At 64.5% G+C, this 20,686-nt stretch carries 22 protein-coding genes; 15 read left to right on the forward strand and 7 right to left on the reverse strand.

What is annotated here, in order from left to right; all coding sequences use genetic code 11:
• Window positions 1-5: 5 nt before the first annotated feature.
• Both AC1Q7Q_RS01795 and AC1Q7Q_RS01800 read right to left on the reverse strand, forming a co-directional pair.
• Entirely contained in the window at window positions 6-1,298 is a 1,293-nt protein-coding gene (locus tag AC1Q7Q_RS01795; protein WP_492375760.1) for a phospholipase A, read from the reverse strand.
• Between the two features lie 145 nt (window positions 1,299-1,443).
• Entirely contained in the window at window positions 1,444-1,875 is a 432-nt protein-coding gene (locus AC1Q7Q_RS01800) for a DUF1841 family protein (protein WP_492375759.1), read from the reverse strand.
• Between the two features lie 142 nt (window positions 1,876-2,017).
• Here AC1Q7Q_RS01800 and AC1Q7Q_RS01805 point away from each other — a divergent pair, with 142 nt between their 5' ends.
• Together AC1Q7Q_RS01805 and AC1Q7Q_RS01810 are read left to right on the forward strand one after the other, a co-directional pair.
• Window positions 2,018-2,962, forward strand: a complete 945-nt coding sequence (locus AC1Q7Q_RS01805) for a DMT family transporter (protein WP_492387125.1) — start codon at window positions 2,018-2,020, stop codon at window positions 2,960-2,962.
• Between the two features lie 84 nt (window positions 2,963-3,046).
• Window positions 3,047-3,634: a malonic semialdehyde reductase gene (locus AC1Q7Q_RS01810; protein WP_043344864.1), complete on the forward strand. Its 588-nt coding sequence runs from the start codon at window positions 3,047-3,049 to the stop codon at window positions 3,632-3,634.
• A 72-nt stretch (window positions 3,635-3,706) separates the two neighbouring features.
• Here the strand turns inward: AC1Q7Q_RS01810 and nth are convergent, their stop codons facing one another.
• Together nth and rsxB are read right to left on the reverse strand one after the other, a co-directional pair.
• Complete coding sequence (gene nth, locus AC1Q7Q_RS01815; RefSeq protein WP_492372695.1) at window positions 3,707-4,351, reverse strand: endonuclease III; 645 nt, start codon at window positions 4,349-4,351, stop codon at window positions 3,707-3,709.
• Window positions 4,351-5,172, reverse strand: a complete 822-nt coding sequence (gene rsxB, locus AC1Q7Q_RS01820; RefSeq protein ID WP_492372694.1) for an electron transport complex subunit RsxB — start codon at window positions 5,170-5,172, stop codon at window positions 4,351-4,353. Before rsxB ends, nth begins: the two co-directional genes overlap by 1 nt.
• 190 nt (window positions 5,173-5,362) lie before the next feature.
• Here rsxB and AC1Q7Q_RS01825 point away from each other — a divergent pair, with 190 nt between their 5' ends.
• Window positions 5,363-5,998 (forward strand): TetR/AcrR family transcriptional regulator, encoded by a 636-nt coding sequence (locus tag AC1Q7Q_RS01825; protein ID WP_043344870.1) that lies wholly within the window; start codon window positions 5,363-5,365, stop codon window positions 5,996-5,998.
• A 91-nt stretch (window positions 5,999-6,089) separates the two neighbouring features.
• Here AC1Q7Q_RS01825 and AC1Q7Q_RS01830 read toward each other — a convergent pair whose 3' ends face one another.
• Both AC1Q7Q_RS01830 and AC1Q7Q_RS01835 read right to left on the reverse strand, forming a co-directional pair.
• Window positions 6,090-7,331 carry a polyhydroxyalkanoate depolymerase gene (locus tag AC1Q7Q_RS01830; protein WP_492372693.1) on the reverse strand — a complete coding sequence of 414 codons (1,242 nt, stop codon included), beginning with the start codon at window positions 7,329-7,331 and terminating at the stop codon, window positions 6,090-6,092.
• Window positions 7,332-7,605: 274 nt separating this feature from the next.
• On the reverse strand, window positions 7,606-8,802 hold the full coding sequence (locus tag AC1Q7Q_RS01835; RefSeq protein WP_043344875.1) for an amino acid aminotransferase: 1,197 nt from the start codon (window positions 8,800-8,802) through the stop codon (window positions 7,606-7,608).
• Between the two features lie 157 nt (window positions 8,803-8,959).
• Here AC1Q7Q_RS01835 and uvrB point away from each other — a divergent pair, with 157 nt between their 5' ends.
• Window positions 8,960-11,062, forward strand: a complete 2,103-nt coding sequence (gene uvrB / locus AC1Q7Q_RS01840) for an excinuclease ABC subunit UvrB (RefSeq protein WP_253930880.1) — start codon at window positions 8,960-8,962, stop codon at window positions 11,060-11,062.
• 54 nt (window positions 11,063-11,116) lie between these two features.
• Complete coding sequence (locus AC1Q7Q_RS01845) at window positions 11,117-11,416, forward strand: putative quinol monooxygenase (protein WP_150983831.1); 300 nt, start codon at window positions 11,117-11,119, stop codon at window positions 11,414-11,416.
• A gap of 22 nt (window positions 11,417-11,438) precedes the next feature.
• Here the strand turns inward: AC1Q7Q_RS01845 and AC1Q7Q_RS01850 are convergent, their stop codons facing one another.
• Entirely contained in the window at window positions 11,439-11,774 is a 336-nt protein-coding gene (locus AC1Q7Q_RS01850) for a hypothetical protein (RefSeq protein ID WP_492372692.1), read from the reverse strand.
• Between the two features lie 213 nt (window positions 11,775-11,987).
• Between AC1Q7Q_RS01850 and AC1Q7Q_RS01855 the strand changes: the two genes are divergently transcribed.
• From AC1Q7Q_RS01855 to fdx, 10 genes are all read left to right on the forward strand, one after another.
• Entirely contained in the window at window positions 11,988-12,479 is a 492-nt protein-coding gene (locus tag AC1Q7Q_RS01855) for a low molecular weight protein-tyrosine-phosphatase (protein ID WP_492372691.1), read from the forward strand.
• Window positions 12,480-12,527: 48 nt separating this feature from the next.
• On the forward strand, window positions 12,528-14,618 hold the full coding sequence (locus tag AC1Q7Q_RS01860) for a site-specific recombinase (RefSeq protein ID WP_492372690.1): 2,091 nt from the start codon (window positions 12,528-12,530) through the stop codon (window positions 14,616-14,618).
• An 80-nt stretch (window positions 14,619-14,698) separates the two neighbouring features.
• Window positions 14,699-15,253, forward strand: a complete 555-nt coding sequence (iscR, locus tag AC1Q7Q_RS01865; protein WP_183035672.1) for a Fe-S cluster assembly transcriptional regulator IscR — start codon at window positions 14,699-14,701, stop codon at window positions 15,251-15,253.
• Between the two features lie 62 nt (window positions 15,254-15,315).
• Window positions 15,316-16,539 (forward strand): IscS subfamily cysteine desulfurase, encoded by a 1,224-nt coding sequence (locus tag AC1Q7Q_RS01870; RefSeq protein WP_492372698.1) that lies wholly within the window; start codon window positions 15,316-15,318, stop codon window positions 16,537-16,539.
• A gap of 62 nt (window positions 16,540-16,601) precedes the next feature.
• Window positions 16,602-17,003 (forward strand): Fe-S cluster assembly scaffold IscU, encoded by a 402-nt coding sequence (gene iscU, locus AC1Q7Q_RS01875; protein ID WP_006160178.1) that lies wholly within the window; start codon window positions 16,602-16,604, stop codon window positions 17,001-17,003.
• A 31-nt stretch (window positions 17,004-17,034) separates the two neighbouring features.
• Window positions 17,035-17,355: an iron-sulfur cluster assembly protein IscA gene (iscA, locus tag AC1Q7Q_RS01880; protein ID WP_017229301.1), complete on the forward strand. Its 321-nt coding sequence runs from the start codon at window positions 17,035-17,037 to the stop codon at window positions 17,353-17,355.
• A gap of 36 nt (window positions 17,356-17,391) precedes the next feature.
• The gene (locus AC1Q7Q_RS01885; protein WP_150983836.1) at window positions 17,392-17,625 is read left to right on the forward strand and encodes a DUF3565 domain-containing protein; all 234 of its coding nucleotides are present in this window, start codon (window positions 17,392-17,394) and stop codon (window positions 17,623-17,625) included.
• Window positions 17,626-17,737: 112 nt separating this feature from the next.
• Window positions 17,738-18,256, forward strand: coding sequence for a Fe-S protein assembly co-chaperone HscB (hscB, locus tag AC1Q7Q_RS01890; RefSeq protein ID WP_183035675.1), 519 nt, complete (start codon window positions 17,738-17,740; stop codon window positions 18,254-18,256).
• A gap of 125 nt (window positions 18,257-18,381) precedes the next feature.
• On the forward strand, window positions 18,382-20,244 hold the full coding sequence (gene hscA / locus AC1Q7Q_RS01895; RefSeq protein WP_492372689.1) for a Fe-S protein assembly chaperone HscA: 1,863 nt from the start codon (window positions 18,382-18,384) through the stop codon (window positions 20,242-20,244).
• 42 nt (window positions 20,245-20,286) lie between these two features.
• Window positions 20,287-20,625, forward strand: a complete 339-nt coding sequence (gene fdx / locus AC1Q7Q_RS01900; protein WP_492372688.1) for an ISC system 2Fe-2S type ferredoxin — start codon at window positions 20,287-20,289, stop codon at window positions 20,623-20,625.
• Window positions 20,626-20,686 lie beyond the last annotated feature (61 nt).

Raw genomic sequence — 20,686 nt, forward strand, 5'->3', positions numbered from 1 at the left:
GCGCGTCAGCGTGACAGCGCGTATCCCAGCCGGAATTGCCAAGGCAGCTTGCGGTTGTAGTCCAGCAAGCTCTCGCCATAGCCGATGAAATAACCTGCCATCAGGTAACCCGCCGTGCCGGGGATCAGCCTGGCCAGCGGATACGTCACCGATGCGTCGACGCTGCCGTAATACTTCTGCGTGCCTTTGCGCAGGGTGGTGGCGAACTCCCATGAGTCCGGCTTGCCATAGGCCAGCTTCAGGTCCATATAGCCGCGATAGCTGGCAATGTCCGAGTTGTCGTTCTTCTCGACGTAGTAGTACAGCTTGGGCGACACACTCCAGTGCCAGTTGCTCATGTCCCCCAGGTAAAACGTGGGTTTGACGAACACCGTATTGATGCTGCGCGACTGGGCGCCATCGCGGCCATTCGACTCATGTTCCAGGCCAGCCGCGAGCGAGAGCCGGCTGATCACGCGGTTCTGCAGGCCGGTATCCGACAGGTAATAGAACAGGCTCGGGCGGTAGTTGGTGTCGCGGAACGGCCGTGAGTCGCTCGACAGGTCCCACAGGGAGAACTGCGTGTAGCCAAAGTACAGGTTCTCAAGCAAGCCGTGCGAAGCCGGATTCTCGCCTTGGTAGATGCGGAACTTGAAGCTGAACTGGAACTTGGCGTTGGCCCCGCCATGCGCCCCGACCATGAAGTACATCGGATCGTTGAAGGTCAGCCGGCCCTGGTCTTTCAGGTCTGGCTGGACGGGCGACGCCTGGCTGGCGGCTGCTACCGGAATGACAGGTACAACAGGTGCAGCCGGGGTGCTTCCTTCGGCGCTTGTGGCGGGCACCGGGGTCGCCGCGACCTGGGCCGACGGCGGATCGTCGGCGCGCGGGGCGCGATTGAGCGTGACCAGCACGGGCGCGGCGTCGATGTCCACGGGATCCAGCCGGACCACGCCGCGCAGGTTGGGCGGCAACGGCGCACTGTACTCGACGGTGCGGTGCTCGCCTTTGCGCAGCTTGATCGTCGAAGGGCCGGCGCTGACACGCTGCATGCTGAGCCTGACAGGGGCCTGCAGATCGGCCGAAGCCGTGACGTCGATCGCCTGGGGGACCAGGAAGCTGCGGCTCGCACCGTCGGCGCTCAGCAACAAGGTCAGGGTCAGGGGCTTGGTGCCGTCGACCACCTTCGGCGGTTGCAGCAGCGCGACGGCAGCATGGCTCGATAGCGGCCCGGCCGCCACGAGGGCGAGGGCGAGCAGGAGCGCAGGTGGCTTGGCCGTGGCGCGGCGGATCTCGGGCTTGAGCGTGCTGAGCAGCATGGGAGGCGGCAGCGCATCCACGTGAAGAGGTGATGCGCACGCGGCAGGATATTGTGACGCGGTACAGCCTATCACGTGCCTATCACGCCATGCGCCAGAATTCTGTGATGATTTGTACGCAACCCGGGCGGGGCTGGGACGTCACCTAGCGGGTAGCGCGGCGCTGGATCGAGGCAATGTATTGCTCGCCATCCGGCGGCATGCCGGTGCGTTGCGCCTGCCAGAGCATTTCGCCGAGGCATTCCATGACCTGATGCTGCGCTTCGTGCGGTGAATCCAGGCGCTGCGCCAGGGATTCGTAGGCGCGGCGGATGCCGGGGGGCTGGTCAATGGAAACCTGCTCGGAAATCGACAGGTGCATGGCCAAGTGCAGGAAGGGATTGGTCTGGCCGCCTTCAGGCGTGTAGTCCTGGGTCAGCGCGCCCTCCGTGTCGGTGAGCAGGCTGTGGTACTCGGGATGCTCGCCGATCCAGTCGACGGCAATGAGTTCGAGGGGGGTGAGGACGCTGCCTGCGCGTTGCTTCTGCCAGGCTTCACAGAAAAAACGGCGGACTTCTTCGCGGGAGGGATTGAACATGATGGCGCTATTGTAAACGAGCTCTTCCACTGCTGCAGCGCAGCGCAAACCGGCCCCCGCAAGCTGACCGAATCGGCCTGCCAGCCACTAGAATGCGGCGTTGCCCGGCGTCGCCGGGTCCATTTCCTGCCAGCGCGCCACCATGTCCGTTCCCCGTTCCTCCGCCGCCCGTGTCCGGCAGCCCGTGCGCCATGCCCGCGAGCAGCTCGCGGGCGTGTTGCTGATCGCCCTGTCGGCCAGCGCCTTTGGCGCCATGGCAATTTTCGCGCGCTTTGCTTACGACGCGGGCACCGATGTCTACGGCCTGCTGGCGGTGCGTTTCGTGCTGGCCGCGGGCGCGCTGGCGCTGGCGATGCGCCTGCGCGGCGTCAGCCTGCCGGGCTGGCGCAAGGTGCTGGCGCTGGCTGCCATGGGCGGCATCGGCTATGTTGGCCAGTCGTTCTGCTTTTTCACCGCGCTCAATCATGCCCAGGCCAGCCTGGTGGCCTTGCTGCTTTACCTGTATCCGCTCTTTGTCACCATCCTTGCCGCCGTTTTCCTCAAGGAACGGCTCGGCACCGCATCCGTGATCGCGCTCGTGCTGTGCTCGGTGGGGGCGGGGCTGACGGTGGGGGGTGGCCAGGGCTCGGCGCTGGGCATCGGGCTTGGCCTGGCCTCGGCCGCGATCTACTCGGTCTACATCATCGTGGGCGCGCGCGTGACGGCGGGCGTCAATCCGCTGGCCACTACCACCGTGGTGTGCAGTGCGGCCGCGGTGGTCTATATCGTGGCGGGGGTGTTGCGCGCGGGCGCTGGCGTGCCGCCGCAGTTCCCACAGAGTGCCGCAGGCTGGCTGGCGCTGCTGGCGATCGCGCTGCTGTCTACGGTTCTGGCGATCCTGGCCTTTTTTGCCGGCTTGCAACGGCTCGGCGCGGCGCGGGCTTCGATGTTGTCCACCCTCGAGCCGGTGGTGACGGTGGTGTTGGCGGCGCTTTTGCTCGGGGAGCATGTCGGGATGACGCAGGCGCTGGGCGGCGGCTTGATCCTGGCGGGCGTGCTTTGGCTGACCAGCAAGGGTTCCGGCGCGCAGGATGTGCAACAGAATTGAACCCCTTGCTCAAATCGCTTGCGTGGCGAGGCGCGGCGTCTTAGATACAATCCGGTTCTCACTTTCTGTTCAGGAACCGACCGCATGAAACCGATCGATCAGGTTGCAATCGCCCAGCTGTTCACCGAAGCGCGTACGCACAACGTGTGGCAAGACCGTCAAGTGGACGATGCCGTGCTTCACCAGATCTATGACGCGATGAAGTTTGGCCCGACGGCTGCCAACGGTTCGCCGGCCCGCATCGTGTTCGTCAAGAGCGCGGCGGAAAAGGCTCGCCTGGTCGAGTGCGTGTCCGCAGGCAACGTCGAGAAGACCCGCTCGGCACCGGTTACCGCCATCGTCGCATTCGACAACGCCTTCCACGATCAGCTGCCCAAGCTGTTCCCGCACGCCGATGCGCGCTCGTGGTACGCCGGCCAGCCGGAAAAGATCGCCCGCGACGCGCTGATGAACAGCTCGCTGCAAGGTGGCTATTTCATTCTGGCCGCGCGTGCCCTCGGCCTGGATTGCGGCCCGATGGCCGGATTCGATGCTGGCAAGGTGAATGCCGCCTTCTTCGCCGATGGCAAATGGTCGGTCAATTTCCTGGTGAACCTGGGCTATGGCGAGGCCGACAAACTGTTCCCGCGCAGCCCGCGCCTGTCGTTCGACGAAGCCTGCCGCATCGTCTGAGCGCAAGCGCTGCCAGATAGGTAAAGACCCGCCTCGCGCGGGTCTTTTTTTGCCTGTCCGTTGCGCCTGCGCTCAGATGCGTGGCGCCTCGGTCTTCTCGCGGTACTCGCACAGCGGCTCGATCGCGCAGTGCCAGCACTCGGGCTTGCGCGCCTTGCAGACATAGCGCCCATGCAGGATCAGCCAGTGGTGCGCATCGTGCATGAACTCCTGCGGCACGGCCTTGAGCAGCTTCTGCTCCACCACTTGCACGTTCTTGCCGGGCGCCAGGCCGGTGCGGTTGGCTACCCGGAAGATATGCGTGTCGACGGCAATGGTGGCCTCGCCGAACGCGGTATTCAGTACCACGTTGGCCGTCTTGCGGCCTACGCCCGGCAAAGCCTCCAGCGCGACCCGGTCGCGCGGCACCTGGCCGCCGTGCTGTTCGACCAGGATGCGGCAGGTCGCTATGACATGCTTGGCCTTGGTCTTGTACAGGCCGATGGTCTTGATGTACTCAATCAGCCCGTCCTCGCCCAGCGCCAGCATCTGCTCCGGGCTGTGCGCCACGGGGTAGAGCTTGCGCGTGGCCTTGTTCACGCCCACGTCAGTGGCCTGCGCGGACAGCAGCACGGCAATCAGCAGCTCGAACGGCGAGCTGTATTCCAGCTCGGTGACCGGGGTCGGGTTGACTTCGCGCAGTGTCTCGAACAAGGCGCGGCACTTGGCAGCGTTCATTAGTCCTCGGGGGCTGGGTTGGAGCCGGGCACGGCATCGGGATCGGCCTGGCACGGTGTGGCGGTGAGGCCGGCCCTGGCGCGGCGGGCCTCGGCGGCGTCGATCTGTGCCTGCACGGCAGGGGAGACGTTTTCGGTATTGCGCGGCTGCACCGCTTGTTGCTTCAGGCGCGCCCGCTCGATGGCGGCCTGGATGATGGCCTGCTTGCGTGCCCGCGCCGAGCGTTCCTCTTCACTTTGCGGCGCTTCGGCTTGCAGCGCCTGCAGTTTGGCGGCCGCCTTGGCCGCCAAGCGTGCATCGTTCTCCTCGCGCTCGCGCACGAGCCGCGAGCGGCGGGCGAGGTAGCGCGCGTGGGCCTCGTCCGCTTGCACCTGCGACCAGGCTGCCCAGCCGGTGCGCTGCGCGCTGACGGGAACCATGGCAATGCAGTCGACGGGGCAGGGGGCCACGCAGAGGTCGCAACCCGTGCACCAGTCCGCCAGCACGGTATGCATCTGCTTGGGCGCGCCAACGATGGCGTCGACCGGGCAAGCCTGGATGCACAGCGTGCAGCCGATGCATAGCGCTTCGTCAATCACTGCCACCGCGCGGGCCTGCTCCACGCCGCGCTCCGGGTCCAGCGGCTGCGGCGGCGCGCCGAGCAGCGCCGACAGGCGGCGGATGCCCTCTTCCCCGCCCGGCGGGCAGCGATTGCCGGCTGCTTCGCCCGCCGCCATGGCTTCGGCATAGGGACGGCAGCCGTCGAAGCCGCACTTGGTGCATTGGGTCTGCGGCAGCAGGGCTTCGAGGCGATCGGCGAGGGTCTGGGAAATGGCGGTCACGACAGCTTTTGGGGTTTGCGGGTACGGCGCGGATGCCGTTCTCTTTTTTCCTGGCCGGAACGGGCACGCGGCAGGGATTATCCCCGATTTCGCCGCAGTGCAGAAACGCGCGATGATGCGCCCTTTGCCGGGGCCGCTGCGCGCAAGTTGCCCTGTGCCATAATCCGCGCAACGATTCACCAGCCGTCGCATGCGAAACGAAACCAGAACCAAGCGGGACCCCGAGGGAACACGCCGCCGCATCCTTGATGCGGCCACCGAGGAATTTGCCAAGGGCGGCCTGGCAGGGGCGCGTGTCGACCAGATCGCGCGCCGCGCCGAGACCAACGAGCGCATGCTGTATTACTACTATGGCAGCAAGGAGGGTTTGTTCCTGGCCGTCCTTGAAAAACAATATGCGGAGTTTCGCGCCGCCGAGGAGCAGTTGCACATCGTCGAAGAGGATCCCGTTGCGGCGGTCCGCACGCTGGCTCGCTTTGTCTGGGACTGGTACTACCGCAATCCCGAGTTCATCCGGCTGGTCAACAGCGAGAACCTGCACGAGGCGCGCCACCTGAAGAAGTCCACCCAGCTGCACCAGTTGATCAACCCGGTGGTTAACGTGCTCGCGGATATCGTCAAGCGGGGCCAGCGGCAGGGGGTGTTCCGCGACAACGTCGATGTCTCGCAGCTATATCTGACGATCTCCGCGCTTGGCTACTACGTGCTGTCCAATCGTTACACCATCAGCGCGGTGATCGGGCGCGACGTGGCGGCGCAGGATGAGCACGAGCGCTTTGCCGAGTTGCACACCGATATGCTGCTGGCTTACCTGGAGCGCCGCTAAGGCAGCTTGCAGCCCCATAAAAAAAACGCCCGCAGCTTGCGGGCGTTTTTTATGGGTGCGGCGTGGCGGCGTGCAGCTTAAGCGCCGTGGCTCAACGATGCTTGAGCACGAAATCGCGCAGCTCCGGGTAAATCTCCTGGCGCCAGCGGCGGCCGGAGAAGATCCCGTAGTGGCCGCACTTGGCTGCCGTGATGTGTTGCTTGCGCGCTTTGGGAATGCCCGCGCAGAGCTCATGCGCGGCGGCGGTCTGGCCGGCGCCCGAGATGTCGTCCAGCTCGCCCTCGATCGTCAGTAGCGCGGTGCCCTTGATGTCCTGCGGGCGCACCGGCTGGCCATCGATCTCCCAGGTGCCGTTGGCAAGCCGGAATTCCTGAAACACTTCGCGGATGGTGTCGAGGTAGTACTCGGCGTCCATGTCGAGCACGGCGTTGTACTCGTCGTAGAAGCGCACGTGGGCTTCCGCGTCGTCGGCATCGCCCTCGACCAGGTTCAGGTAGTAATCGTAGTGCGAGGACAGGTGGCGGTCGGGGTTCATCGCTACGAACCCGGCGTGCTGCAGGAAGCCCGGATACACCTTGCGGCCATGGCCCGGGTAGTTCGCCGGCACCGTATAGATCACATTGTTCTCGAACCACTCGAACGACTTGTTGGTCGCGAGCGAATTCACAGCCGTCGGGCTGCGCCGTGCGTCGATCGGGCCGCCCATCATGGTCATGGTCTTTGGCGTCTTCTCGCCGGCCGATGCCAGCAGGGAGATGGCCGCGAGCACCGGGACCGTGGGCTGGCACACGGAGATCACGTGCAGGTTCTCAGCGCCGATATGGCGGATGAAGTCCTGGATGTAGTGGATGTAGTCCGCCAGGCGGAAACGGCCGTCCTCGATCGGGACCATGCGGGCATCGATCCAGTCGGTCACATAGACCTTGTGGTCCTGCAGCAAGGTCTTCACGGTATCGCGCAGCAGCGTGGCATGGTGGCCCGACAGGGGGGCGCACACCAGCACCACAGGCTCATCCTTGAGCAGCTTGATGGTCTCCGGATCGTCGGCATAGCGCTTGAAGCGCACCAGCTTGCAGAAGGGCTTTTCGATGATCGTCTGTTCGACGATCGGGATGTCCCGGCCGTTGGAGCGTACCGATTTGATATCGAATTCGGGTTTTTCGTATTCCTTGCCGAGTCGGTACAGCAACTCGTAGCCGGCAGCCAGTCGCGTGGCGCCGGGCACCAGGGACATCGGGCTCAGGGGATTGGTAAAGGTCTTGGCCGTAGCCTGCGCCCATGCGGTAAGCGGGTGCAGCATCGAGCGCTGGAATTCATGCAGCTGGTAAAGCATGACGTGGTCCCTATCAGGCTGGGGGCGAAGCTGGAATTCAACGCCTGGACAATACAAATACAACAAACACAGTTGCTAATGTGTTACCGATTATGCGCGTAATCGAACGATCGTGCGATGCAGCATATACCCTAAGGTACGCTCGCATCGGAAAAAGACAATAGGACAAACACTGTACTTCTCGATGACAAATGCAAAAGAACGTGAAAAATTGCCATGAGATACGAAAAAGGCGACCGAAGCCGCCTTTTTGTGCACTTTTACGCGTATTGCGTTACAGCACGGCGGCGATGGCGTTGACCACCGCGTCGATGTTGCGGCTGTTCAGCGCGGCCACGCAGATGCGGCCGGTGCCCACGGCGTAGATGCCGTGCTCGTTGCGCAGCACGTCGACCTGGGCCGAGTTCAGGCCCGAGTACGAGAACATGCCGCGCTGGGACTTGACGAAGGAGAAGTCGCCCGGCACGCCCTTGGCGGCCAGCTTGTCCACCAGCGCATGGCGCATCAGCTTGATACGGTCGCGCATCTCGCCCAGTTCCTGTTCCCACATGGCGCGCAGCTCCGGGCTGTTCAGCACGGTGGCGACCACGGTGCCGCCGTGGGTCGGCGGGTTGGAGTAGTTGGTGCGGATGACGCGCTTGACCTGCGACATCACGCGCTGGGCTTCTTCCTTGCCCGTGGTGACGATCGACAGCGCGCCCACGCGCTCGCCGTACAGCGAGAAGCTCTTCGAGAACGAGCTCGACACGAAGAACGGCAGGCCGGATTCGGCGAACAGGCGCACGGCGGCGCCGTCCGGCTCGATGCCTTCCGCGAAGCCCTGGTAGGCCATGTCGAGGAACGGGATCAGGTTGCGTTCCTTGATCAGTTCCACGACTTGCTTCCACTGCTCGGCCGACAGGTCGACGCCGGTCGGGTTGTGGCAGCAGGCGTGCAGCACCACGATGGTGTTGGCGGCGTACGACTTGAGCGACTCCACCATGCCGGCGAAATTCAGGCCGTGGCTGGCAGCATCGTAGTAGGCGTAGTTGATCACGGGGAAACCGGCTGCCTCGAACAGGGCACGGTGGTTTTCCCAGCTCGGGTCGCTGATGGCGACCTTGGCATCCGGGTACAGGCGCTTGAGGAAGTCGGCGCCGATCTTCAGCGCGCCGGTGCCGCCGAGTGCCTGGGCGGTCACAACACGGCCTTCGGTGATCAGCGGCGATTCCTTGCCGAACAGCAGGGTCTGCACGGCCTGGTCATAGGCGGCGATGCCTTCGATCGGCAGGTAGCCACGCGGGGTGGCGGTGGTCAGGCGGGCCTTCTCGGCTTCCTGCACGGCGCGCAGCAGAGGGATTTTCCCTTCGTCGGTGAAGTACACGCCAACACCCAGATTGACCTTGGTGGCACGGGTATCGGCATTGAAGGCTTCATTCAGGCCCAGGATCGGGTCGCGCGGGGCCATCTCGACGGCAGAAAACAAACTCATTTGGGATCTCGTGGTCAGCTATGTAACAAAACGGGAAGGCGTAGAATGCTCCGGACTGCGCTCGGGAGTGCGGGCGACCCCCATCTTGATACCGGGCCGCCAACCCCAAGATTCTAGCGTATCTGCCCGTTTTCCTGAGGTTTTCCCCTACCAGCCTATGTCGAATCTCGTTGAAGTCGCGCCCGCGCTGGATGAAGAGAAGTTCGCGACCTTTCCCGGCTCGCCGTTCCAGCTTTACCAGCCCTATCTGCCGGCGGGCGATCAGCCCGAGGCGATCCGCCAGCTGGTCGAGGGTGTGGAGGACGGCCTGTCCTACCAGACCCTGCTGGGGGTGACCGGTTCAGGCAAGACCTTCACCATGGCCAACGTGATTGCCCGCCTGGGCCGTCCGGCCATCGTGTTCGCGCCCAACAAGACGCTGGCCGCGCAGCTGTATTCCGAGTTCCGCGAGTTCTTCCCGCGCAACGCGGTGGAGTATTTCGTCAGCTACTACGACTACTACCAGCCCGAAGCCTACGTGCCGCAGCGCGACCTGTTCATCGAGAAGGATTCCTCGATCAACGAGCATATCGAGCAGATGCGGCTGTCGGCCACCAAGAGCCTGCTGGAGCGGCGCGACACCATCATCGTGGCCAGCGTGTCGGCCATCTACGGTATCGGCAACCCGTCCGAGTATCACAAGATGATCCTGACACTGCGCACCGGCGACAAGATCAGCCAGCGCGATGTGATCGCGCGCCTGATCGCCATGCAGTACACCCGCAACGAGACCGATTTCCAGCGCGGCACCTTCCGCGTGCGCGGCGATACGCTGGATATCTTCCCGGCCGAGCATGCCGAGCTGGCGGTGCGCGTCGACATGTTCGACGACGAGATCGATTCGCTGCAGTTCTTCGACCCGCTCACCGGGCGGGTGCGGCAGAAGATCCCGCGCTTCACGGTCTATCCGTCGAGCCACTACGTGACCCCGCGCGAGACCGTGCTGCGGGCGATCGAAGACATCAAGGTCGAGCTGCGCGAGCGCCTGGATTTCTTCTATAAGGAGAACAAGCTGGTGGAGGCGCAGCGGCTGGAGCAGCGCTCCCGCTTCGACCTGGAAATGCTCTCCGAGCTCGGGTTCTGCAAGGGCATCGAGAATTACTCGCGCCACCTGTCGGGCGCCAAGCCGGGCGAGCCGCCGCCCACGCTGGTCGACTACCTGCCGCAGGACGCGTTGATGTTCCTGGACGAGTCCCACGTGCTGATGGGTCAGTTCAATGGCATGTACAACGGCGACAAGGCGCGCAAGACGACCTTGGTCGACTATGGCTTCCGGCTGCCGTCCGCTCTGGACAACCGCCCCCTCAAGTTCTCGGAGTTCGAGGGCAAGATGCGGCAGGTGATGTTTGTCTCCGCCACGCCGTCCAATTACGAGAACGAGCATGCGGGCCAGGTGGTGGAGCAGGTGGTGCGGCCCACCGGCCTGGTCGATCCGATCATCCACGTGCGTCCCGCGACCACGCAGGTTGACGACTTGCTGTCAGAGATCCACCAGAAGGTCTCCGTCGGTGAGCGCGTGCTGGTGACCACGCTGACCAAGCGCATGTCCGAGCAGCTCACGGAGTTCCTGACAGAGAACGGCGTCAAGGTGCGTTACCTGCACTCGGACATCGATACGGTGGAGCGCGTGGAGATCATTCGCGACCTCCGCCTGGGTACCTTCGACGTGCTGGTCGGCATCAACCTGCTGCGCGAGGGCCTGGATATTCCGGAAGTCTCGTTGGTGGCGATTCTCGACGCTGACAAGGAAGGTTTCCTGCGCGCCGAGCGTTCGCTGATCCAGACCATCGGCCGCGCGGCCCGTAACGTCAACGGCACCGCCATCCTGTACGCGGACCGGATGACCGATTCGATGAAGCGGGCGATCGGTGAGACGGAGCGCCGCCGCGCCAAGCAGATCGCGTTCAATGAAGCCAATGGCATCGTGCCGCGCGGCGTGGTCAAGCGCATCAAGGACATCATCGACGGGGTCTACGACCCGGGCGAGGTCAAGGCCGAGCTGCTGGCCGCGGAAGAACGCGCCAAGTACGAGGACATGAGCGAGAAGCAGGTTGCGAAGGAGATCAAGCGGCTGGAGAAGCAGATGTTCGAGCACGCCAAGAATCTCGAGTTCGAGAAGGCCGGGCAGGTGCGCGACCAGCTGGCCAAGCTCAAGCGCCAGATCTTTGGCGCCAGCGGCGATGGGGAGCACCTGCCGCCGGCTGCCGCTGCCGCGTCCTGACGGGCTGGCGACCGTCTATAGTTGGAATCCCGGACGGTGGTGAGGAGATGGTCCATGGTCAAGTTCGCTCTGTGGGTTCCGCTGCATGCGAAGCCCGGCAAGGAAAAGGAAGTCGAGGAATTCCTGCTCGCAGGCTTGCCGCTGGTGCAGGCCGAAGCCGGCACCACGGCATGGTTTGCGCTGCGGCTCGGGCCATCCATGTTCGGCATCTTCGATGCGTTTCCCGATGAGGCCGGGCGCAACGCCCATCTCTCGGGCAAGGTGGCCGAGGCCCTGATGGCCAAGGCGCCCGACCTGTTCGCCAAACCGCCTTCTATCGAAAAGCTGGATGTGCTGGCGGCCAAGCTGCCCTGAGCCGATTTGCCTGCTAGTCATATCAGCCCTTCGGGGGCAGCGAGCGCAAACGCTTGTTGACTTCCAGCAGGGTGTCGCACTGGTCGGCGCTGGCGGCCTCGCGCTCGCTGATAAAGTCCACGATGGCGTGCAGCGGTTCGCGTTGCGCGGCGCATGCGGTGGCCGGTGTCGAGGCAGCGGCTGACGCAGAGGCAGCGCAGGCCGCACCGATTTCTTTCTCCAGGCTATGCCGGACCACGGTGAGCAGGCTTTCGCAGCCTGCGCCGGAGGCGGCGTCCGCGGACCGTTCGGCGGCGTCGGCCAGGCTTGCACAAAGCAGAAGGGGCGCCAGGAGGAGTGGGCTGAGGTGGAGGTTCACCGCGCGATTATGCGGTGGGCGCCACCTTTGCGTCAGCTTTTTTGCCAGGCGACTTCGACCGGCGTGCTGGCGCTCCCGTGAGCGCGGCCTTGTGGGCAGGGCTGTAGAATCCGGCTTCGTTGTGGCAGCCGCGCCCGGTGCGCTGGCTGCAAGCTCATCGCGCGTGCCGCGTTTTGTCGTCTAGCTTTCGGCGCTGGATAGTGCCACACCCCTATGAAGAAATACGCCATTTTGATGTGTTGCATGGGAAACATCTGCCGTTCTCCGACCGCGGAGGGCGTGCTGCGCGCCAAGCTGGAGGCGGTCGGCCTGGCCGATCTGGTCGAGCTGGATTCCGCCGGCACGCATGGCTATCACATCGGGCGCGCGCCGGATGCGCGCTCCCAGCGTCATGCGCTGGCCCGTGGCTATGACCTCCGCGCGCAACGCGCGCGCCAGGCTTTGGTGCAGGATTTCGCCCGTTTCGACCTGCTGCTGGCCATGGACCAGGACAACCTGGCCGCGCTGCGCGCCATCTGTCCGCCTGGCAGCCAGGACAAGCTGCGCCTGCTGATGAGTTTCGCCAGCCGGCACGCCGCGGACGAAGTGCCGGACCCCTACTACGGCGAGGGTGATGGCTTCGAGCGCGTGCTCGACTATGTCGAGGACGCCTGCGATGGCGTGATCGCCATGCTGCGTGCCAAGGGGCTTGGCGGCGCCACCTGATCGCGCTCGCCCGCCCTTGCAGCCTTTCCATTACTTTCACGAGGATTCATGTTTCGTTCCCTGTTCCGCAAATGGCGCGAGTCGCGCAATGCCAGCCTGCAACTCGACGCAATCCTGGCGGCAGCGGACCCGGAGGCGCCGCTGGCGGACCGTAACGGCTGGCTGATCGAGCTGGGCTACTGGATCCGGCGCGACGGGCTGCCAGGCGCCGAAGGTGTGGCGGCCGACAAGAGTCGCCGGGAGCACGTGCGGCTGCGCTACCTGCTACAGGTGCTTGGCCGCAATCCGGAAGTGGCGGGGCGCTTTGCCCGCATGGTGCGTTCCATCGTGCGCGATAACGATCCGGTCACTTTGCTGTGCGACACCGGCGTGGCTTCCCACCCGGGCTTCTGGAGCGAGGTGCTGAACCGGCTGCAGGCGCGGTTCCTGCCCCCTCCGCCCAACCGTAGCGATATGGCGGGCCTGTTCGCGCTGCTGTTTATCGATGATAACGATGCCGACTGGGTCGAGGCGCTCGATGGCGACCTGCTCGAGCGGCTGGCTGCCGTGCTGCGCACCGACGACCCGCAAGCGCCGGGCGAAGCTGCAGCGCCGCCCGAATGGGATCGTTTCGACCGCACACTGGCCACCAGCATCCAGGTGCTGGTCAGCCAGGTGCGTGCTACCGGACTGAGCCAGGCGATTCGCTCTCGCCTCAAGGGCAAGGTGCAGGACACGCCGTTTTTCCGGCTGGACAGCGCTGTGCAAGCCTTGTGCGAAGAGGAGGAGGCGGCGCACGGCGGCGAGGCTTTCGCGCACCGGCTCAACTATTTCCGCGCGCTGCTCGATGGCTGCCACCAGGCGGCTCAGCGCGTGTACGACGACTTGGAGGAGAACGGCGTATCGGTGGAGGTGGTGTTCCAGATCGAGCGCATGAAGGTCCGGCTCGCGCGCATCGAGCTGTTGCTGGCGACCTGGGTTGAGCCGCAGCGGCGCGGCCGGCACGCCCACCTGATCGCGGCGCTGATTCGCTCCACCCAGGCGCGGCGCAGTATCGGGCACCTGGCGGGCACCTCGTTTTCGCAACTGGCGCGCAAGGTGGTTGAGCGCTCGGCCGAGACCGGCGAGCACTACATCACCCGCGATCGCCGCGAGTATCGCGAACTGATGCGGGCCGCTGCCGGTGGCGGCTTGATCACCGTGGGCACGGTCTATCTCAAGTTCCTGATCTATGGGCTGCACCTGGATAAGTTCATCGAGGGCCTGCTGGCCTCGCTCAACTATGCGGGCAGCTTCCTGGTGATCCACTTCGCGCATTTCACGCTGGCCACCAAGCAGCCGGCGATGACCGGCCCAGCGCTGGCGCACCGGCTCGATGCGGTCGGCAGGCCGGAGGGGCGGGAGATCTTCGTTGACGACACCATCGCCATGATCCGCTCAAACGCCGCAGCGATTTTCGGCAACCTGGTGGTGGTGTTCCCGGTGGCGATGGGCATCCAGTGGCTCGCCAACCGCATCCTGGGCGCCAACCTGATCACACCCGCCAAGGCGATCGCCACCATCGAGTCGTTTTCCATTCTTGGCCCCACGCCGATCTACGCGATCTTCACGGGGGTACTCTTGTGGCTGTCCAGCCTCGTGGCGGGCTGGGCCGACAACTGGTTCGCGCTGCACAAGGTGCATGACGTGATGGCGTACAACCGCCGCCTGCGCTATGTGCTGGGCGCGCAGGGCGCCACGCGGATGGCGGACTTCTGGAAGCGCAATATGTCGGGGATCGCTGCCAATGTGTCGCTGGGGCTGCTGCTCGGGCTGGGACCGGAGATCCTCAGCTTCTTCGGCCCCCACATGGAAGTGCGGCACGTCACCTTGTCGACCGGCTCGGTGGGCACCGCGATCGGCGTGCTGGGCTTTGCCGTGCTGAAGATGCCGTCGTTCTGGCTGGCGGTGGCGGGCATTGCGCTGATGGGGCTGCTGAACGTCGCGGTGAGCTTCGCGCTGGCCTTCAATATGGCGTTGCGCTCACGCAGCCTGCGCCGGGTGGATCGCCGGGCGCTGAGTTCGGCTGTGCGGCGGCGCATCCTGAAACACCCCTGGTCGCTGATCGTGCCGCCGCGCGCGCCCGTTGGCGCGGCCTCGGCGGAGCAGGGGCAGGTTTGATGCGATGCGGCAGGGGTACTTGACTGAATTAGTCGACTTCTTTTATACTTGACCAAAATGATCAAGTACTCCCCAGCATCATGAGACTGACGACCAAAGGCCGCTTCGCGGTAACCGCCATGATTGACCTGGCCATGCGCCAGGATCAGGGCCCCGTTACGCTAGCGGGCATCAGCCAGCGCCAGAAAATATCCCTCTCTTACCTCGAGCAGCTGTTCGGTAAGCTGCGCCGCCACGAGATCGTGGAAAGCGTGCGCGGCCCGGGCGGCGGCTACAGTCTTGCCCGCAAGGCGGAAGACGTAACGGTGGCCGACATCATCATCGCGGTCGATGAGCCGCTCGACGCCACGCAATGCGGCGGAAAGGGTAATTGTAACGGAGATGAGGGAACCGGTCGCTGCATGACCCACGAACTGTGGGCCACGCTGAACCAGAAAATGGTCGAGTATCTCGATTCCGTCTCCCTGAAGAACCTGGTCGACCAGCAGCGCGCCAAGTGTCCCGCGGTGTTGCACGACATGCGCGAGGAGTCGGCTGCGCAAACCGTGGCCGCGCCGATCGGCAAGGCGGACAAGCAGGAAAAGCCCGCGCGTGCGCGGGTGGTGAATTCGGTTTTCAGCCTGGCTCAGTCGTAAGACGGGCAGCCGGCAAGAGAACAGAGAGCAACGTCAAGCATAGCGGTCCCTAAAAGGCAGTCATAACGATGAGCACCCCACATTTCCCCATCTACATGGATTACTCAGCCACCACGCCGGTAGACCCGCGCGTGGCGGACAAGATGATTCCGTACTTGCGTGAACAGTTTGGCAATCCGGCTTCGCGCAGCCACGCCTACGGCTGGGATGCCGAGCGCGCGGTGGAAGAAGCGCGTGAGCAGGTGGCGGCACTGGTGGGCGCCGATCCGCGCGAGATTGTGTGGACATCGGGCGCAACCGAGTCCAACAACCTCGCCATCAAGGGCGCGGCCAATTTCTATTCGGGCAAGGGCAAGCACCTGATCACGGTGAAGACCGAGCACAAGGCTGTGCTCGACACCACCCGTGAGCTGGAGCGCCAGGGCTTCGAGGTGACCTACCTCGACGTGCAGGACAATGGCCTGGTCGACATCGAAGTGCTCAAGGCGGCGATCCGCCCTGACACGATCCTGGTGTCGGTGATGCTGGTCAACAACGAGATCGGGGTGATCCAGGACGTGGCGCAGATCGGCGAGATCTGCCGCGCCAAGGGCATCATCTTCCATTGCGACGCCGCCCAGGCCACCGGCAAGGTAGCGATCGACCTGAACACGCTGAAGTGCGACCTGATGTCGTTCTCGGCACACAAGACCTACGGCCCGAAGGGCGTGGGCGCGCTGTACGTACGCCGCAAGCCGCGCGTGCGCCTGGAAGCGCAGATGCACGGCGGCGGTCACGAGCGCGGCATGCGTTCGGGCACGCTGGCCACGCACCAGATCGTGGGCATGGGCGAAGCCTTCCGCATCGCCCGTGAGGAAATGGCTACGGAAAACGAACGTATCCGCATGCTGCGTGATCGCCTGTGGCGTGGCCTGTCGGGCATGGAAGAGGTCTACCTGAACGGCGACCTGGAACAACGCGTGCCGCATAACCTCAATGTCAGCTTCAACTTCGTCGAAGGCGAATCGCTGATCATGGCGATCAAGGACGTGGCGGTGTCGTCGGGCTCGGCTTGCACCTCGGCGTCGCTGGAGCCTTCGTATGTGCTGCGCGCCCTGGGCCGCAACGACGAACTCGCGCACAGTTCGATCCGCTTCACGGTGGGCCGTTTCACCACCGAGGAAGAAGTCGATTACACCGTGGAACTGCTCAAGAGCAAGATCTCCAAGCTGCGCGATTTATCGCCGCTGTGGGAAATGTTCAAGGACGGTGTGGACCTGAATTCCATCCAGTGGGCCGCGCACTAAGCACCAAGCGCCAAGACCCACGCAAGACCCCATAAATACCGATACGCCAAGAGGTAGCCAAAATGTCATACAGCACCAAGGTTCTCGACCACTATGAAAACCCCCGCAACGTTGGCTCGTTCGACAAGAACGACGACGCGGTGGGCACCGGCATGGTTGGCGCGCCCGCTTGCGGCGACGTCATGAAGCTGCAGATCAAGGTCAATGAAGCTGGCGTGATCGAAGACGCCAAGTTCAAGACCTATGGCTGCGGCTCGGCCATCGCGTCCTCCTCGCTCGTGACCGAATGGGTCAAGGGCAAGACCGTGGATCAGGCACTGGAAATCAAGAACACGCACATCGCCGAAGAACTGGCGTTGCCGCCGGTGAAGATCCACTGCTCCATCCTGGCCGAAGATGCCATCAAGGCAGCGGTCGAGGACTACAAGAAGAAGCACGAAGGCGCCGAGCAGAAGGCCGCCTGAGTTCCGCGTTCAATCAAGGGATGAAGCAGCGATGATCACGCTTACCGAGAAGGCCGCCAAGCATGTGGCGCGCTACCTGGACCGCCGCGGCAAGGGCGTTGGCCTGCGCCTCGGCGTCAAGACCACCGGCTGCTCGGGCCTGGCCTACAAGCTGGAGTACGTCGACGACCTGTTGCCGGAAGACAGCGTGTTCGAGTCGCACGGCATCAAGGTGATCGTCGATCCCAAGAGCTTGCCGTATATCGATGGCACCGAGCTCGATTTCGCGCGTGAAGGCCTGAACGAGGGGTTCCGCTTCAACAACCCCAACGTCAAGGATGAGTGCGGTTGCGGAGAGTCGTTCCGGGTTTGAGCGTGCTGGCATCGGCACGCCGGATACGATGAAACGATGAAACGCAGCATTGTCGGCTTTCACCAGGACGAGGAAAGCCACTGGGTGGCGGAACTCGATTGCGGGCACGGCCAGCATATGCGCCATGACCCGCCCTGGCAGATGCGTCCGTGGACGCTGACGCCGCAGGGGCGTGCGGCCAGGATGGGCGAGCTGGTGAACTGCCTGAAATGCGATCGGGCGGAGCCGCCGGCGGATTGGGCGGGCAGCGGCGCAAAGCGCGCTGCCTGACCGGATCAGCCGCCACATTGCTGCGGCCTGTGCCGCGCGGTCAGCGTGCCGCTTTCACGCTGAAGGAAGTTCAAAGGGGCGGCGCAGCCGCTCCTTTTTGTTGGGGAAGGTGTTGAAAGACGATTATTTCGCGCTGTTCGGCCTGCCGGTCGGATATGCAGTCGACGAGGCGGCGCTGGACGCCGCCTACCTGACCGTGCAATCGCAGGCGCACCCGGACCGCTTTGCCAATGCCGGCGATGCCGAGCGGCGCGTGGCCATGCAATGGGCCGCGCATGCCAACGAGGCGTACCGCACGCTGCGCCAGCCGCTCAAGCGCGCGATCTACCTGCTGACGCTGCGCGGCGTGGACATTCAGGCCGAGAGCAATACTGCCATGGCGCCCGCCTTCCTGATGCAGCAGATGGAATGGCGCGAGGCCCTGCAGGAAGCGGTTGAAGAGAATGATGTTGCGCGCCTCGATGCGCTGCTGCGTGAGTTGCGTGGCGAGAAGCGCGAGCGCCACGCGGCGCTGGGTGCGCTGCTCGATGCCGGCGATAACGCGGGTGCTGGCAGCGCGGCCAGGCAATTGATGTTCATCGAGAAAATCGAGCACGACACCAGCGAGGCGATCGACCGCCTGGAAGGCTAGGGTCCCCGAGGGACTCCAGCGCCGCCAGGCAAGTTCGCCCCAGCCATGCCACAATGGCGCCCCGGCGCAAAGCCGGCCTGTGCGACGGGCCGTTTTTGCCACCGCACGAATAAAGAAGATTCATCATGGCACTGCTCCAGATCTCCGAACCCGGCATGTCGCCGGCACCCCACCAGAAGCGGCTCGCGGTCGGCATCGACCTTGGCACCACCAATTCGCTGGTGGCAGCGGTTCGCAACAGCATTCCCGAAGTCCTGACCGACGAAAGCGGCCGCGCGCTGCTGCCTTCGGTCGTGCGCTACCTGCCAAAGGGTACGCAGATCGGCTACCGCGCGCAGGAAGAAGCGGTGCACGACCCCAAGAACACCATCGTCTCGGTCAAGCGCTTCATGGGGCGCGGCCTGCGCGACGTCGCGCATATCGAGCACAGCCCCTACGATTTCGTCGACGCGCCCGGGATGGTGCAGATCAAGACCGCGGCCGGCGTGAAGAGTCCGGTGGAAGTCTCGGCGGAAATCCTGGCCACGCTGCGCCAGCGTGCCGAGGATTCGCTCGGCGACGAACTCGTCGGCGCGGTGATTACGGTGCCCGCCTATTTCGACGACGCCCAGCGCCAGGCTACCAAGGATGCCGCGCAGCTCGCCGGCCTTGAAGTGTTGCGCCTGCTCAACGAGCCGACCGCGGCAGCCATCGCCTATGGCCTGGACAACGCTTCCGAGGGCATCTACGCGGTGTACGACCTCGGCGGCGGCACCTTCGATATCTCCATCCTCAAGCTCAGCCGGGGCGTGTTCGAAGTGCTGGCCACCGGCGGCGATTCCGCCCTGGGCGGCGACGATTTCGACCAGCGCCTGATGTGCTGGATCGTCGAGCAGGCTGGCCTGCAACCGCTGTCTGCCGAGGATATGCGCCTGCTGATGGTGCGCTCCCGCGCGGCCAAGGAAGCGTTGTCGGCGGCCGATTCGACCGTGATCGATGCCGTGCTGAACAGTGGCGAGATCGTGCACCTGACGCTGTCGGCCTCGACCTTTGTCGAGCTGACCGCGCCGCTGGTGCAAAAGACCCTGTCGCCTGTGCGCAAGGCGCTGCGCGATGCCGGCGTCGCGGCGGACGAGGTCAAGGGCGTCGTGCTGGTTGGCGGCGCGACCCGCATCCCTTCCATCCGCAAGGCGGTGGGAGACTTCTTCGGCCAGCCGCCGCTGACCAACCTCGACCCGGACAAGGTCGTGGCCCTGGGCGCGGCCATGCAGGCCAACCTGCTGGCCGGCAACGGCGCTCCCGGCGAGGAGTGGCTGCTGCTGGACGTGATTCCGCTGTCACTGGGCGTGGAAACCATGGGTGGCCTGGTCGAGAAGATCATTCCGCGCAACAGCACCATCCCAGTCGCCCGCGCGCAGGAATTCACCACGTTCAAGGACGGCCAGACGGCCATCGCCATCCACGTGCTGCAAGGCGAGCGCGAACTGGCGAGCGATTGCCGCTCGCTGGCGCGTTTCGAGTTGCGTGGCATCCCGCCGATGGTGGCCGGCGCGGCACGCATTCGCGTGACGTACCAGGTTGACGCCGACGGGCTGCTGTCGGTCTTCGCGCGCGAGACGCAATCCGGCGTGGAGGCGACCATCACCGTCAAGCCGTCCTACGGCCTGGCCGACGACGAGATCGCCCGCATGCTGCAGGACAGCTTCCGTGAAGCCGAGCACGACATGAAGAGCCGTGCGCTGGCGGAGGAACGCGTGGACGCCGCGCGCCTCATCGAAGCCACGCGCCGCGCGCTCGAACTCGATGGCGACCTGCTCTCGGCCGAGGAGCGTGCCGACGTGGAGCGCCTGATCACGGCCGCTAGCGACATTGCCGCAGGCGAAGATCACCACGCCATCAAGACAGCGGTGGAAGCGCTGTCCCACGGCACCGACGAATTCGCTGCCCGCCGGATGGACCGCTCGATCAAGAGCGCGCTGGCCGGCCGCAAGGTGCAGGACCTGGGCTGATCCCCGAGGCCAATCGCACCCTATCCATATCCAGGACATTCCATGCCACAGATCATCGTATTGCCCCACGTCGAACTCTGCCCCGAAGGGGCCGTGTTCGAAGCCAAAGCCGGTACCAGCATTTGCGACGCGTTGCTCGGCAACGGCATCGAGATCGAGCACGCCTGCGAGAAGTCCTGCGCGTGCACCACCTGCCACGTGGTGGTGCGCGAGGGTTTCAACTCGCTGGAAGAGGCCGAAGAGAAAGAGGAAGACCTACTCGACAAGGCCTGGGGCCTGGAGCCCAACTCGCGCCTGTCCTGCCAGGCCCTGGTGGCCGACAGCGACCTCACCGTGCAGATCCCCAAGTACACGATCAACCATGCCAAGGAAGAGCATTGAGCGCAGCGCGCTCGCCGACTTGCTCGCCTGACCAGAGTTGACCAGAACTGACCGGAGAGAA

It is taken from the genome of Cupriavidus sp. GW823-FHT07A04 (assembly GCF_058794615.1).

Excerpts from the sequence above, each read along its gene's own strand:
- AC1Q7Q_RS01795 (WP_492375760.1), bottom strand. The coding sequence starts at position 1,298 with ATGCTGCTCAGCACGCTCAAGCCCGAGATCCGCCGCGCCACGGCCAAG.
- iscU (WP_006160178.1), top strand. The coding sequence starts at position 16,602 with ATGTCATACAGCACCAAGGTTCTCGACCACTATGAAAACCCCCGCAAC.
- AC1Q7Q_RS01855 (WP_492372691.1), top strand. The coding sequence starts at position 11,988 with ATGAAGAAATACGCCATTTTGATGTGTTGCATGGGAAACATCTGCCGT.
- AC1Q7Q_RS01800 (WP_492375759.1), bottom strand. The coding sequence starts at position 1,875 with ATGTTCAATCCCTCCCGCGAAGAAGTCCGCCGTTTTTTCTGTGAAGCC.
- fdx (WP_492372688.1), top strand. The coding sequence starts at position 20,287 with ATGCCACAGATCATCGTATTGCCCCACGTCGAACTCTGCCCCGAAGGG.
- AC1Q7Q_RS01810 (WP_043344864.1), top strand. The coding sequence starts at position 3,047 with ATGAAACCGATCGATCAGGTTGCAATCGCCCAGCTGTTCACCGAAGCG.
- iscR (WP_183035672.1), top strand. The coding sequence starts at position 14,699 with ATGAGACTGACGACCAAAGGCCGCTTCGCGGTAACCGCCATGATTGAC.
- nth (WP_492372695.1), bottom strand. The coding sequence starts at position 4,351 with ATGAACGCTGCCAAGTGCCGCGCCTTGTTCGAGACACTGCGCGAAGTC.
- AC1Q7Q_RS01825 (WP_043344870.1), top strand. The coding sequence starts at position 5,363 with ATGCGAAACGAAACCAGAACCAAGCGGGACCCCGAGGGAACACGCCGC.
- AC1Q7Q_RS01885 (WP_150983836.1), top strand. The coding sequence starts at position 17,392 with ATGAAACGCAGCATTGTCGGCTTTCACCAGGACGAGGAAAGCCACTGG.
- AC1Q7Q_RS01830 (WP_492372693.1), bottom strand. The coding sequence starts at position 7,331 with ATGCTTTACCAGCTGCATGAATTCCAGCGCTCGATGCTGCACCCGCTT.
- hscA (WP_492372689.1), top strand. The coding sequence starts at position 18,382 with ATGGCACTGCTCCAGATCTCCGAACCCGGCATGTCGCCGGCACCCCAC.
- AC1Q7Q_RS01805 (WP_492387125.1), top strand. The coding sequence starts at position 2,018 with ATGTCCGTTCCCCGTTCCTCCGCCGCCCGTGTCCGGCAGCCCGTGCGC.
- iscA (WP_017229301.1), top strand. The coding sequence starts at position 17,035 with ATGATCACGCTTACCGAGAAGGCCGCCAAGCATGTGGCGCGCTACCTG.
- AC1Q7Q_RS01845 (WP_150983831.1), top strand. The coding sequence starts at position 11,117 with ATGGTCAAGTTCGCTCTGTGGGTTCCGCTGCATGCGAAGCCCGGCAAG.
- uvrB (WP_253930880.1), top strand. The coding sequence starts at position 8,960 with ATGTCGAATCTCGTTGAAGTCGCGCCCGCGCTGGATGAAGAGAAGTTC.
- AC1Q7Q_RS01835 (WP_043344875.1), bottom strand. The coding sequence starts at position 8,802 with ATGAGTTTGTTTTCTGCCGTCGAGATGGCCCCGCGCGACCCGATCCTG.
- AC1Q7Q_RS01860 (WP_492372690.1), top strand. The coding sequence starts at position 12,528 with ATGTTTCGTTCCCTGTTCCGCAAATGGCGCGAGTCGCGCAATGCCAGC.